The sequence below is a fragment of the Streptomyces sp. NPDC005728 genome (assembly GCF_040630895.1).
Lineage (GTDB): Bacteria > Actinomycetota > Actinomycetes > Streptomycetales > Streptomycetaceae > Streptomyces.
In genome coordinates, this window is sequence record NZ_JBEXYL010000164.1 from 1 (window position 1) to 12,114 (window position 12,114).

The following is a 12,114-nucleotide window of genomic DNA, read 5'->3' on the forward strand; positions in this document are numbered from 1 at the left end:
CCTCTCGGGCTTTCCTCCGGGCTTCCCTTCGGTGTTTCCGACTCTATCAGATCTTTTCTCGATCCGATTTCCTCGGTGCTTTCCAGGTTTTCGCTCTCGCGTTTCCCTTTCCGGCGGTTCCGACTCTATCAGATCCTTTCGGGCCTGACCCCCAGTCAGCGGGATTTGTCTGGAGGCTTTGGACTTTCGCCTGTCGGCCTTTCGACATTCGCTACGCTAGCCGATTCCCTCGGCAACTCATAATCGAGTCTCGCGAGATTCGAATTCGGGCACGCGGGCGCGCCAGAATCGACCCCGTCGAGGGGTTGTAGCTAGGTAGTGGGGTGGCCGCTCCGGCTGCAGGCGATTGCCGTACCCGGTTCAGCGGCTCGGGATACATTACGCACCTTCCCAGGTCGCGTCAACTTGAGCGACGCCGCGGCACATGGACGCGATAGGGGCTCACCGTCGGGTCGTTGGCGACCCAGAAGCGCCAGGGATGGACGTCGCCGTTGCCTCCCTCGCCGGCGACTCCAGTGCGCGGACCGCTGCGTACCTGGTCGGAGCCCACAGGAACGCCGGCCAGCATCCTCAGCGGTGTCGCGCCGGAGGCGCACGCGTCCGTGCCGTTCAGGGCGCGGTCGACATCCAGGGCCGTGGCGAGGCGGGCCGGACCCTTGGCCAGTTCCTTGTCACTTCGGGCCGAAAGTCGACGTTTGCGGGCCGGTTCGACGCCCTCGATCACCTCGCCTGCGCGGAGCAGTACGGCGCTCGCCCTGCCCTCGGGTCCGCAGACCAGGTTCATGCAGTGCCACATGCCGTAGGTGAAGTAGACGTACACATGGCCGGGCGGACCGAACATCACTTCGTTGCGGGCGGTGGGACCGCGGTAGGCGTGTGAACCGGGGTCGTTCGGTCCGTCGTACGCCTCCACCTCTGTGAGGCGCACGGCGATCGGGCCGTCGGGGGTCGTACGGACCAGGATGCGGCCCAGGAGGTCGGGGGCTACGTCCAGGACGGGGCGGTCGAAGAACTCTCGCGGGAGTGGCGTACGGTCCGGGGGCGCGATCATGCCGTCCGAGGGTAGTCCAGGGGGTTCCGTGCCAAGGGGTGGTCAAGGTTCGCTCCCCTTGCCAGGGTGTGGACCCGGAACCGGTCGTGGCCGGATCGCGTTTGTACGGGTCGAGGGTCCATTCGTAAAGGGAGAGTCATGGCGTTCAAGAAGCTGCTCGCGAGCCTCGGGGCCGGCGGGGCCTCGGTCGAGACAGTGCTGACCGAGGTCAATGTCGTACCGGGCGGTGTGGTCCAGGGCGAGGTCCGGATCCAGGGCGGGTCCGTGAACCAGGAGATCGAGGGCCTGTCCGTCGGTCTGCAGGCGAAGGTCGAGGTGGAGAGCGGCGACCAGGAGTACAAGCAGGACATCGAATTCACCAAGGTGCGGCTCGGTGGTGCCTTCGAGCTGCAGGCGGGGGCCGTGCACGCGGTGCCCTTCGGGCTGGAGATCCCCTGGGAGACGCCGGTCACGATGATCGACGGGCAGGCGCTGCGCGGAATGAACATCGGTGTGACCACCGAGCTGGCGATCGCCCGTGCGGTGGACTCCGGCGACCTGGACCCGATCAACGTGCACCCGCTGCCGGCGCAGAAGGCGATCCTGGACGCCTTCATCCAGCTGGGCTTCCGCTTCAAGAACGCGGACATGGAGCGCGGCCACATCCGCGGTACGCGGCAGCGGCTGCCGTTCTACCAGGAGATCGAGTTCTACCCGCCGTCGCAGTACCGGGGTCTGAACCAGGTCGAGCTGAGCTTCGTGGCCGACGAGCAGGCCATGGACGTCGTCCTGGAGATGGACAAGAAGCCGGGTCTGTTCAGCGAGGGCTCGGACACCTTCCGCTCCTTCCAGGTGGGTCACCACGACTTCCAGGGGACCGACTGGGCGGCATACCTGAACCAGTGGCTGTCCGAGGTCGGCAGCAAGCGGAACTGGTTCTAGGCTCGGGCCCACTGAACGAGAACGATCAGGAGGTACCGAGGTGACCGACCTCAAGCGGCGGCCGCTCCCCCATGACTTCCACCCGCCCGTGCCGTCGTTCACGGTGACGAGCGAGGACATCGAGGAGGGTGCGACGCTCGGGAGCGACCAGGTCTACGCGGACGGGAACATCTCGCCGCAGCTGCGGTGGGAGGGCTTCCCCGCGGGGACCAAGAGCTTTGCCGTCACCTGCTACGACCCCGACGCGCCGACGGGCAGCGGGTTCTGGCACTGGGTCCTGTTCGACATCCCCGCCTCCGTGACGGAGCTGCCGGCGGGTGCGGGCAGCGGTAAGTTCGAGGGCCTTCCCGAGGGTGTGGTGCACGCGCGCAACGACTACGGGACGAAGGACTTCGGCGGTGCCGCTCCGCCACCCGGGGACGGCCCGCACCGGTACGTCTTCACGGTGTACGCGGTGGACCAGGAGAAGCTCGGCCCGGACTCGGACGCCTCTCCTGCCGTCGTCGGGTTCAACCTGCGGTTCCACGCGATCGCGCGCGCCCAGCTCATCGGTCAGTACGAGAACCCCGCCCAGGGCTGACGCAGCGCACTGATTCAGCCGAGCGTTCATGGAACGTTTGCCCGCCTCCGGTCTTGGAAGTGATCGGAGGCGGGCATTTTTTATTGCGTTGTCCATCTCGGCGCGCCCGTAGAGAGTTGATCCAAGCCCGCCGGGGGGTGGGCAGGTGCACACGGGAGGTGGGCTGGAATGCGTGACACGTTGGTCCTGAACGCGAGCTTCGAGCCGCTGTCGACGGTGACTCTGAACCGAGCGGTCGTCCTGGTTCTCCAGGACAAGGCCGTCGTCGAGCAGGCCCATCCCGAACTGCGCATGCGCGGTGCCGAGGTGGACATACCCGCGCCCCGGGTGATCAGGCTCTGCAGGTATGTACGGGTGCCGTTCCGAAGACAAGCCCCGTGGTCGCGGCGGGGGGTGCTGGTCCGGGACCGGCACCGGTGCGCGTACTGCGGGCGCAGGGCGACGACCGTGGACCATGTGCTGCCGCGGTCGCAGGGTGGGCAGGACACGTGGCTGAATACGGTCGCCGCGTGTGCGGAGGACAACCACCGGAAGGCCAACCGGACTCCGGACGAGGCGGGAATGGCCTTGCTGCGGGAGCCGTTCGAGCCGACTCCTGCGGATGCGATGCTCCTGGCTCTGGGGCAGGAGGACTTGGCCGCGCTTCCTGAGTGGCTCGCTCGGGACGCGGCCTAGTCGTCTGCCGAGTCCGGTTCAGTGCGCGGGTGCGGGTCGACCGTTGCCTGTCGCGCAGATCCCCGCGCCCCTCTCGGGGCGCGGGGTTTGCTTGTCGGTCGAGGTCAGTCGATCGACGGCTTCTCGCGGCGCTCCGAACCTCCGCCGTTGCCCTGGCCGCCGCCCAGCGGGCCGAAGTTGCCCATCGCGCCGGAGAGGCCCTTGAGGGCGTCGCCGATCTCGCTGGGGACGATCCAGAGCTTGTTGGCGTCTCCCTCGGCGATCTTCGGGAGCATCTGGAGGTACTGGTAGCTCAGGAGCTTCTGGTCGGGGTCTCCGGCGTGGATCGCCTCGAAGACCGTACGGACCGCCTGGGCCTCGCCTTCCGCGCGCAGGGCGGCGGCCTTGGCCTCACCCTCGGCACGCAGGATCTGGGACTGCTTCTCACCCTCGGCGGTGAGGATGGCCGCCTGGCGCGTACCTTCCGCAGTGAGGATCGCGGCGCGCTTGTCACGGTCGGCGCGCATCTGCTTCTCCATCGAGTCCTGGATGGAGGTGGGCGGTTCGATGGCCTTCAGCTCGACGCGGTTGACGCGGATGCCCCACTTGCCGGTGGCCTCGTCGAGGACGCCGCGCAGAGCCGCATTGATCTCCTCGCGGGAGGTCAGGGTGCGCTCCAGGTCCATGCCACCGATGATGTTGCGCAGGGTGGTGACGGTGAGCTGCTCGATCGCCTGGATGTAGCTGGCGACCTCGTAGGTGGCGGCGCGGGCGTCGGTCACCTGGTAGTAGATGACCGTGTCGATGTTCACGACCAGGTTGTCCTGGGTGATCACCGGCTGGGGCGGGAACGGTACGACCTGTTCGCGCAGGTCGATGCGATTGCGGATGGTGTCGATGAACGGGACCACGATGTTCAGGCCCGCGTTCAGTGTCCGCGTGTAGCGGCCGAAGCGCTCGACGATGGCGGCGCTGGCCTGTGGGATGACCTGGATGGTCTTGATCAGGGCGATGAAGACCAACACCACCAGAATGATCAGGACGATGATGACCGGTTCCATCGTGTTCCCCGTACCCCTCTCCGCCACGGCCTCTTCGGCAGATCTCGTGGATGTTGAAGATCTTGCTGGTCGAGTCTGACAGACAGTCGCCCAACTCGTCGGTCAGATGGCTCAGATGACGATCGCGGTGGCCCCCTCGATCTCCACGACGTCCACCTCCTGGCCCACTTCGTAGGCGCGGCCGGTGTCGAGGGAGCGGGCGGACCAGACCTCCCCGGCGAGCTTGATCCGGCCTCCGGAGCCGTCGACGCGCTCCAGGACGACCGCCTGCCTGCCCTTCAACGCGTCGATGCCGGTGGCGAGTCGGGGCCGTTGTCTGCTGTGCCGGGCCGCGATGGGGCGGACGACTGCGATGAGGGCGACCGAGACGACGACGAAGGCGAGCACCTGGATCACGGTGCCGAAGCCGAGGCCGGCCACGACCGCGGCCGCGACGGCTCCCACCGCGAGCATGCCGAACTCCGGCATCGCGGTGACCACGAGCGGGATTCCGAGCGCCGCCGCGCCGACGAGCCACCACACCCACGCGGAGATGTCGTTCACATGGTCATGGTAGGACCGCGGTCGGGCGGCGGACAGGGCGCGAACGGGAGCGGGTGCGGTGTCAGGACAGGGGCAGGCCCTGGGCGGTCCAGCGGTCGCCGACCTGCTCCACGACGAGCGGGAGGCCGAAGCAGAGGGAGAGGTTGCGGGAGCTGAGCTCCAGCTCGATCGGGCCCGCGGCGAGGACCTTGCCCTGGCGGATCATCAGGACGTGGGTGAAGCCGGGGGCGATCTCCTCGACGTGGTGGGTGACCATGATCATCGAGGGGGCGATGGGGTCGCGGGCGAGCCGGCCGAGGCGGCGGACCAGGTCCTCGCGGCCGCCGAGGTCGAGACCGGCGGCGGGCTCGTCGAGCAGGAGCAGCTCGGGGTCGGTCATCAGGGCGCGGGCGATCAGGGTGCGCTTGCGCTCGCCCTCGGAGAGGGTGCCGAACTTGCGGTCCACGTAGTCGCTCATGCCGAGGCGGTCGAGGAAGGCGCGGGCGCGCTGCTCGTCGACCTCGTCGTACTCCTCGTGCCAGCCGGCGGTCATGCCGTAGGCGGCGGTGAGGACCGTCTGGAGGACGGTCTGGCTCTTGGGGAGCTTCTCGGTCATGGCGATGCCGGCCACACCGATGCGGGGGCGCAGGTCGAAGACATCGACCTTGCCGAGGGTGTCGCCAAGGATGGTGGCGGTGCCCTTGCTCGGGAAGAGGTAGCTGGAGGCGACGTTCAGGAGGGTCGTCTTGCCGGCGCCGTTGGGGCCGAGGATGACCCAGCGCTCGCCCTCCTTCACCGACCAGGAGACCTGGTCCACGAGAGCCCGGCCCTCCCGGACCACGGATACGTCCTGAAGCTCCAGAACATCGCTCATGAGCGCGTTGTCTCCCCTTGCAGTGTGCCGGTCTCGGCTGTCGCGTACGCCTGTGGCTCGGTCCGCCGCGCCGGTGGGCGCAGCCCTTATGAAATCTACGCCACGAGTGCCCGGCTCCATTCCATCGGTCCGGTCCTTAGGGTGGGGGCATGCTCTCGGAACCGCGTTCAGGACGCCTTGCCGCTTGGGGAAACGCCCTTTTGGTCGGACTTGTCTCTCCGGACGATGCCGTACTCGCCATCGTGGGCGAGGACGCGGTGCACCGGGTGGAGGGGCTGCCGGGTGAGCCGGCGCCGGTCGGACTCACGCTCGCGCTGGGGCGGCTGCGGGCGCTGGGGGTGACCGGCCTGCGCGTCGCGCTCCCCGCGCCCGGTCATCCGCTGGGGCTGAGCGGTCCGCCGGAGTTCAATGCGCGGGCGCTGGAGTCCGAGGAGGCCGTGGTCTGCTTCGGTGCCGCGTTCGGGCTGGTGCCGGAGGTGTACGCGGCCGGGCCCGAGGGTGATCTGCACATCGAGGTGGTGTGGCACGTGCTGCCGGTGCGGGAGGCGCCGCCCGCGGATGTGCCGTCGCTGGGCGAGGCGGAGCGGGAGCTGGCGGAAGCCCTGCGGGACGCCACCGCGATGCTGTCGAAGCTGGATGTCGCCGGGTCGGGTCCGGTCGCGGAGGCGGCGATCGACGCGTACCGGGCGCGGGCCGAGCGGGGGCGTGAGGTGCTGGCGCCGGGGTATCCGCCGCGCGCGGTGCGGGTGCTGGAGCTGGCGCAGCGGGTGGGGTTGCTGGTGTCCCTGGCGTACGACAACGGGCACGGCGGTGCGGTCAGTTCCGCTGAGATGGCGGCGCGTGCGGAGGCTTTGCGGCCCGTGGAGCGGACGGCCCGGCGGGCGCAGGTGGCTGCGTACAACTCCGTTGTGGAGGAGCGGGAGCGGGGGGCGCGGTAGGTCTGTTCAGCGTGACAAGCGGTCAGGCCTCCCGGTGTGCCCGGGAGGCCTGTGGGTCGCTGTCGGCCGGACCTCAGTGGTTGACGCCGAGGTTGCCGAAGGCCGGGTTCAGCACGCCGATGACGCTCACGCTGTTGCCGACCACGTTCACCGGGACGTGCACCGGGGCCTGAATGACGTTGCCCGAGACGATGCCCGGAGAGCCCTTGGCCTCACCGTTGGCCCAGGCGCCGTCCGTGGCGGAGGCCATCCCAGCACCGGCGGCCACCAGACCACCGGCCACCATCGTCACGGCCGCTGCCTTCTTCAGGTTCTTCACTGTCTAAGCCCTCCTTGGCGTTCGCCGCGGCAGTTCGCCGCAGCATGCACTGGAGAACGGCGGAGATCGCCGGAGGATGCGCCGTCCGGGTGACATTCCCACGACGGTATGAATCTCAGTCCGGAGCGGAACCTTTCGTATTGTCGTCGGCGAGGCGTTGGGGAGGGCGTTTCAGCCGGTCACGCCATGGCGAACGGCCCACAGGGCGGCCTGGGTGCGGTCGGCGAGGTCCAGCTTCATGAGGATGTTGGAGACGTGCGTCTTGACGGTCTTCTCGGAGAGGACGAGGGCGCGGGCGATCTCCCGGTTGGAGCGGCCGTCCGCTATCAGGCCGAGCACCTCGCGCTCCCGTTCGGTGAGCGAACCGCCCCTTCCCTGGCCGGAGTTGGCCTCCTCCTGAGAGAGCAGGGCGCCTGCGACCTCGGGCTGGAGGAGGATGTGGCCGGCGTGCACGGAGCGAATGGCGCAGGCCAGCGCGTCGGGATCCACGTCCTTGTAGACGTAGCCGGCGGCGCCCGCGCGCAGGGCCGGGACGACCGTGCGCTGTTCGGTGAAGCTGGTGACGATCAGCACGCGTGCGGGGTTGTCGAGTTCGCGGAGTCTGCGCAGGGCGTCGACTCCGTCCATGCCCGGCATCTTGACGTCCATGAGGACGACGTCGGGCCGCAACTCCTCGGCACCGGCGACTCCTTCGGCGCCGTCGGCGGCCTCGCCCACGACCTCGATGTCGTCCTGCACCTCCAGGAAGGTGCGCAGGCCCCGGCGGACGACCTGGTGGTCGTCGACGAGCAGCACCTTGATTGCGTCAGCCACCGGGGACCTCCATCTCGATCGTGGTGCCCTTGCCGGGCGCCGATTCCACGGTCAGCGCCCCGCCGACGCCGCTCGCCCGGTCCCTCATCGAGACCAGGCCCAGGTGGCGTCCGGCGCGGCGGACCGACTTGGGGTCGAAGCCGCTGCCGTCGTCGGTGATGCGCAGCACGGCTCCGCAGCCGTGCCGGCCCACGGTCACGTCGACGTGCTCGGCACCGGAGTGGCGCAGGGCGTTGTGCAGGGCTTCCTGGGCGACCCTCAGCAGGGCCTCCTCCTGGGCCGCGGGCAGGGCGCGGAAGCCGCTGCCGACGAAGGTCACGCGCGCGGTGTGGGCGCGGTCGAGGACCTGTATCTGGGTGCGCAGGGTGGCGATCAGACCGTCCTCGTCCAGGGCGGCGGGGCGCAGCTCCACCACGGCGGCGCGCAGCTCGTCGGCCGCCTCGGCGGCGAGCGAGGCGACCTGGTGCAGCTCGCCCTTGGCGCGGGCGGGGTCGCGGTCGATCAGGGCGGCGGCGGCCTGGGCGGTCAGACGCAGGGAGAAGAGCTTCTGGCTGACCGCGTCGTGCAGTTCGTGGGCCAGGCGGGAGCGCTCCTCGGCGATGGTCAGCTCGCGGCTGCGCTCGTAGAGGCGGGCGTTGGTGAGGGCGATGGCGGCGTGCTGGGCGAGGATGGAGAGCAGTTCCTCGTCCTCCTCGGTGAAGCCGCAACCGCCTTCGGGCTTGCGAGAGTCTCCGCCGGCAGGGCGCCGTTTGTCCGCCAGGAACAGGGCGCCGATGATCTCCTCGCCGTCGCGGATCGGCAGGCCCAGGAAGTCGGACATCTCCGGGTGGGCCGCCGGCCAGCCCTCGAAGCGCGGGTCCTTGCGCACGTCGGCCAGGCGCACGGGCTTGGCCTCGTGCAGCATCGCGGCGAGGATGCCGTGCTGGCGGGGCAGCGGGCCGATGGCCCTCCACTGGGCGTCGCTGACGCCGTCGACGACGAACTGCGCGAAGCCGCCGTGGTCGTCCGGGACGCCGAGGGCGGCGTACCGCGCGTCGAGCAGCTCGCGGGCGGAGGCGACGATCGTCTTGAGGACGTCGCGCACCTCGAGGTGCCTGCTCATGGCCAGCAGCGCGGAACTCACCGCGGCGAGGCCGGACCGGGGACGGTGACTCATGCCCTCACGGTACCGGCGGGGTGTGACAGCGCGGATCGGACCTGTGACGGCCGGGTCCCGTCCGATGGGCCTAGGGCCGGCGGAGTAGGTCCCCGGCCCCGGACGTGCGGCGTACGTCGAAGGGCCCCTCCGTTTTGCGGCCCGCGTCCGAGGCGGCGCGGGGGGTGCCGTTCCTACGTTGAGGTCACCGCCCGACACGGGCGGCAAGCGACGAGGGGACGGTTGTCATGCCGGTAGCGATCATCACGGGGGCTTCCAAGGGCCTGGGGCGGGCGCTCGCCGAGGCGCTGGCCGCGCGGGGCTGGGACCTGGTGCTCGACGCCCGGGGCGCGGGCCCCCTGGAGGAAGCCGCGCAGGCGGTCACCGCGCACGGTGCGCGGGTGGAGGCGCTGCCCGGGGACGTCACGGACGCCCGGCACCGGGCCGACCTGGTGGCCGCCGCGTGGAAGCTGGGCGGTGTCGACCTGGTGGTGAGCAACGCGAGCGCGCTGGGTGCCGAGCCGCTGGTGCGGCTGGCGGAGCTGCCCCTGGCGGGCCTGCAGAGGGCGCTGGAGGTGAACGTGGTGGCGGCGCTGGGCCTGGTCCAGGAGGCGCTGCCGCTGCTGCGGGAGTCCGCGGCGGGCACGGTGCTCGCGGTCAGCTCGGACGCGGCGGCGGAGGCGTACGAGACGTGGGGCGGCTACGGCGCCTCGAAGGCGGCCCTGGACCAGCTGACCGCGGTGCTCGGCGCGGAGGAGCCGGGGCTGCGGGTGTGGGCGGTGGACCCCGGGGACATGGCGACGGACCTGTACGCGGCGGCCGTACCGGACGACCACGATCCGCGGCAGGCGCCCGCGGCCGTCGTACCGGCGTTCCTGCGGCTGCTGGACGAGCGGCCGGCGAGCGGGCGGTATGCGGCGCCGTCTCTGGTGGAGGGGCGATGACCACTGCCGTGACGGTGCCGGAGGAGCTGTCGGCGCGGGTGCCTGCCGAGCAGCGCGGGCCCGGCCTCGACCGGGATGCCGTGCGGCTGCTGGTGTCGCACGGCGCCGAGGTGACGCACCACGTGTTCGCCGAGCTGCCACGGCTGCTGCGGGCGGGGGACCTGCTGGTGGTGAACACCTCGCCCACGCTGGCCGCCGCGGTGGACGGGCGGATCGGGCACGCGCGCGTGGTGGTGCACTTCTCCACCTGCGGGGACGACGGGCGGTGGGCGGTCGAGCTGCGGGAACCGGACGGGCGCGGTACTACACGCGCGCGTAGAGAAAGTAGAGAAAGCGGTCCTGCACGCGCGCGTGGAGAAGGCTGGGCGCGTGGCGCTCCGCGGAAGGGGGGTGGCGTGAGACCGGCGGGAGGGCCTGCAGGGACGGAGGTGCGGCTGCCGGGCGGGGCGCGGCTGGTGCTGGAGGAGCCGCTGAGCGGGCGTGGTGGGCGGCTGTGGTGGGCGCGGGTGTCCGGGGCGGAGGTCCTTCAGGTGCTGCGGGAGCACGGGCGTCCCATCCGTTACTCCTATACGGAGCGGGACCAGCCGCTGTCCGTGTACCAGACGGTGTTCGCGCTGCCCTCGCCGGACGGGGCGGGCAGTGCGGAGATGCCGAGTGCGGCGCGGCCCTTCACCGCGCGGCTGGTGGCAGAGCTGGTGAGCCGTGGGGTGCAGTTCGCGCCGATCACGCTGCACACGGGGGTGGCGTCGGCGGAGGCGCACGAGCCGCCGTATCCGGAGCGGTTCGCGGTGCCGGCGGCGTCGGCGCGGCTGATCAACGCGGTCAGGGCCGGGGACGGCCGGGTGATCGCGGTCGGGACGACCGCCGTGCGGGCCGTGGAGTCGGCGACCGGGCCGGACGGGGTGGTGCGGGCGGCCGAGGGGTGGACCGATCTGGTGGTCACGCCCGAGCGCGGGGTGCGCGTGGTCGACGGGCTGCTGACCGGGCTGCACGAGCCGGAGGCCTCGCATCTGCTGATGCTGGAGGCGGTCGCGGGGCGGGCCGCGGTCGACCGCGCGTACGAGGAAGCGCTGCGCGGGCTCTATCTGTGGCACGAGTTCGGGGACGTCCATCTCATCCTCCCGGAGGAGAGCCCTCACACAGAGCGTTGCGACGGCAACTCCTGGTGAGACTGTTACGGCGTCGATGTGAGCCCGCACATAGGGCCCACATCACGTACGAGGGTGCATAGGAGATAAACCACCCCTAGATGAACGGGACAGACGGTCTAGTCTGTCCCGTTTTGCCCTTGCCTGATCCACTATCGAGGATCGTACGTCACACCTTTGCCAGGGCATTTTGCGGCCGCTAAGAATTGCCTCCGTCGCTCAGCGCCGCGGGTTCCCCCCGGCGGCGTTTGCGGGAGGAGCCGATTCCCCCCGGCGGACGCAGGAGCGACCTCCGCGCTATTCGAAGAGGTCCATCAGCCATGCCCAAGAACTTCCTCACCCGTGGTCATAGTCGTGCGCTGACCAAGCAGCACAAGATCGCCATCGCCGGTGTCGGCGCGCTCGGTGTCGCCGCCCTCGCCTTCTCGGCCGTTCCCAGCAGCGCCGAGACCATCACCGCCGACGCCCCGGCCGCGGCCGCGCAGGTGCAGTACGCCACCCAGCCGGTCAAGGACGTCAAGACGACGCTGACCAGCCAGCTCGCCACCGAGACCGTCAAGCTCGACGCCTTCGCCGCCAAGAAGCAGGCCGCCACCGAGGCCGCCGCCAAGAAGCAGGCCGAGGCCCAGGCGAAGCAGAAGGCCGCCGCCGAGGCCGCCAAGAAGGCCGCCCAGGAGCGCGTCGCCAAGGAGGCCGCGAGCCGTTCCGCGCAGCGCCTCCCGATGCAGCCGGTCGCCGCGAAGACCTACACGAACAACCTCGACGGCTGGATCCGCGAGGCCCTGGACATCATGAAGTCCAAGGGCATCCCGGGCAGCTACCACGGCCTGCACAAGAACATCATGCGGGAGTCCTCCGGCAACCCCCAGGCCATCAACGACTGGGACATCAACGCCATCAACGGCATCCCCTCCAAGGGCCTGCTGCAGGTGATCCCGCCGACCTTCAGCGCCTACCACGTCACCGGCACGTCGTGGAACATCTACGACCCGGTCGCCAACATCACCGCCGCCGCCAACTACGCGGCGGACAAGTACGGCTCGATCGACAACGTCAACAGCGCGTACTGAGGCCGGCGCGGACCTCTTACGTAACGCGGAAGGGCGGCACCCCCGAGGGGTGGCGCCCGTCGCGGCGTCCGGGTGCGGGTAATT

Annotated in this window: 14 protein-coding genes; 7 read left to right on the forward strand and 7 right to left on the reverse strand. The window is 70.2% G+C overall.

From position 1 onward, the window contains the following. Nucleotides 1-400: 400 nt before the first annotated feature. Nucleotides 401-1,051 (reverse strand): DNA-3-methyladenine glycosylase, encoded by a 651-nt coding sequence (locus tag ABZ471_RS45210; protein WP_359074992.1) that lies wholly within the window; start codon nucleotides 1,049-1,051, stop codon nucleotides 401-403. Nucleotides 1,052-1,189: 138 nt separating this feature from the next. Between ABZ471_RS45210 and ABZ471_RS45215 the strand changes: the two genes are divergently transcribed. From ABZ471_RS45215 to ABZ471_RS45225, 3 genes are all read left to right on the forward strand, one after another. Beyond that, complete coding sequence (locus ABZ471_RS45215) at nucleotides 1,190-1,972, forward strand: sporulation protein (protein WP_359074993.1); 783 nt, start codon at nucleotides 1,190-1,192, stop codon at nucleotides 1,970-1,972. A 40-nt stretch (nucleotides 1,973-2,012) separates the two neighbouring features. Continuing rightward, nucleotides 2,013-2,552, forward strand: a complete 540-nt coding sequence (locus ABZ471_RS45220) for a YbhB/YbcL family Raf kinase inhibitor-like protein (RefSeq protein ID WP_359074994.1) — start codon at nucleotides 2,013-2,015, stop codon at nucleotides 2,550-2,552. 168 nt (nucleotides 2,553-2,720) lie between these two features. Beyond that, complete coding sequence (locus ABZ471_RS45225; RefSeq protein ID WP_359074995.1) at nucleotides 2,721-3,227, forward strand: HNH endonuclease; 507 nt, start codon at nucleotides 2,721-2,723, stop codon at nucleotides 3,225-3,227. Nucleotides 3,228-3,331: 104 nt separating this feature from the next. Here the strand turns inward: ABZ471_RS45225 and ABZ471_RS45230 are convergent, their stop codons facing one another. The 3 genes from ABZ471_RS45230 to ABZ471_RS45240 all read right to left on the reverse strand — a co-directional run bounded on the left by ABZ471_RS45230 (nucleotide 3,332) and on the right by ABZ471_RS45240 (nucleotide 5,663). Continuing rightward, nucleotides 3,332-4,267 (reverse strand): SPFH domain-containing protein, encoded by a 936-nt coding sequence (locus tag ABZ471_RS45230; RefSeq protein ID WP_359074996.1) that lies wholly within the window; start codon nucleotides 4,265-4,267, stop codon nucleotides 3,332-3,334. A gap of 111 nt (nucleotides 4,268-4,378) precedes the next feature. Beyond that, on the reverse strand, nucleotides 4,379-4,810 hold the full coding sequence (locus ABZ471_RS45235; protein ID WP_359074997.1) for an NfeD family protein: 432 nt from the start codon (nucleotides 4,808-4,810) through the stop codon (nucleotides 4,379-4,381). A gap of 61 nt (nucleotides 4,811-4,871) precedes the next feature. Next, the gene (locus tag ABZ471_RS45240) at nucleotides 4,872-5,663 is read right to left on the reverse strand and encodes an ABC transporter ATP-binding protein (RefSeq protein ID WP_359074998.1); all 792 of its coding nucleotides are present in this window, start codon (nucleotides 5,661-5,663) and stop codon (nucleotides 4,872-4,874) included. A 149-nt stretch (nucleotides 5,664-5,812) separates the two neighbouring features. Here ABZ471_RS45240 and ABZ471_RS45245 point away from each other — a divergent pair, with 149 nt between their 5' ends. Continuing rightward, the gene (locus ABZ471_RS45245; protein WP_359074999.1) at nucleotides 5,813-6,601 is read left to right on the forward strand and encodes a hypothetical protein; all 789 of its coding nucleotides are present in this window, start codon (nucleotides 5,813-5,815) and stop codon (nucleotides 6,599-6,601) included. A gap of 73 nt (nucleotides 6,602-6,674) precedes the next feature. Here the strand turns inward: ABZ471_RS45245 and ABZ471_RS45250 are convergent, their stop codons facing one another. The 3 genes from ABZ471_RS45250 to ABZ471_RS45260 all read right to left on the reverse strand — a co-directional run bounded on the left by ABZ471_RS45250 (nucleotide 6,675) and on the right by ABZ471_RS45260 (nucleotide 8,889). Next, complete coding sequence (locus tag ABZ471_RS45250; protein ID WP_359075000.1) at nucleotides 6,675-6,920, reverse strand: chaplin; 246 nt, start codon at nucleotides 6,918-6,920, stop codon at nucleotides 6,675-6,677. Nucleotides 6,921-7,091: 171 nt separating this feature from the next. After that, complete coding sequence (locus tag ABZ471_RS45255; RefSeq protein WP_359075001.1) at nucleotides 7,092-7,733, reverse strand: response regulator transcription factor; 642 nt, start codon at nucleotides 7,731-7,733, stop codon at nucleotides 7,092-7,094. Continuing rightward, entirely contained in the window at nucleotides 7,726-8,889 is a 1,164-nt protein-coding gene (locus ABZ471_RS45260) for a GAF domain-containing sensor histidine kinase (RefSeq protein ID WP_359075002.1), read from the reverse strand. The genes ABZ471_RS45255 and ABZ471_RS45260 overlap by 8 nt, the downstream gene beginning before the upstream one ends. A 227-nt stretch (nucleotides 8,890-9,116) precedes the next feature. On the opposite strand from ABZ471_RS45260, the gene ABZ471_RS45265 reads away from it, so the two are divergent. The 3 genes from ABZ471_RS45265 to ABZ471_RS45275 all read left to right on the forward strand — a co-directional run bounded on the left by ABZ471_RS45265 (nucleotide 9,117) and on the right by ABZ471_RS45275 (nucleotide 12,030). Continuing rightward, the gene (locus ABZ471_RS45265) at nucleotides 9,117-9,812 is read left to right on the forward strand and encodes an SDR family NAD(P)-dependent oxidoreductase (RefSeq protein WP_359075003.1); all 696 of its coding nucleotides are present in this window, start codon (nucleotides 9,117-9,119) and stop codon (nucleotides 9,810-9,812) included. Beyond that, nucleotides 9,809-10,981, forward strand: coding sequence for an S-adenosylmethionine:tRNA ribosyltransferase-isomerase (locus tag ABZ471_RS45270; RefSeq protein ID WP_359075004.1), 1,173 nt, complete (start codon nucleotides 9,809-9,811; stop codon nucleotides 10,979-10,981). The genes ABZ471_RS45265 and ABZ471_RS45270 overlap by 4 nt, the downstream gene beginning before the upstream one ends. Nucleotides 10,982-11,280: 299 nt before the next feature. After that, complete coding sequence (locus tag ABZ471_RS45275; RefSeq protein WP_359075005.1) at nucleotides 11,281-12,030, forward strand: transglycosylase SLT domain-containing protein; 750 nt, start codon at nucleotides 11,281-11,283, stop codon at nucleotides 12,028-12,030. Nucleotides 12,031-12,114 lie beyond the last annotated feature (84 nt).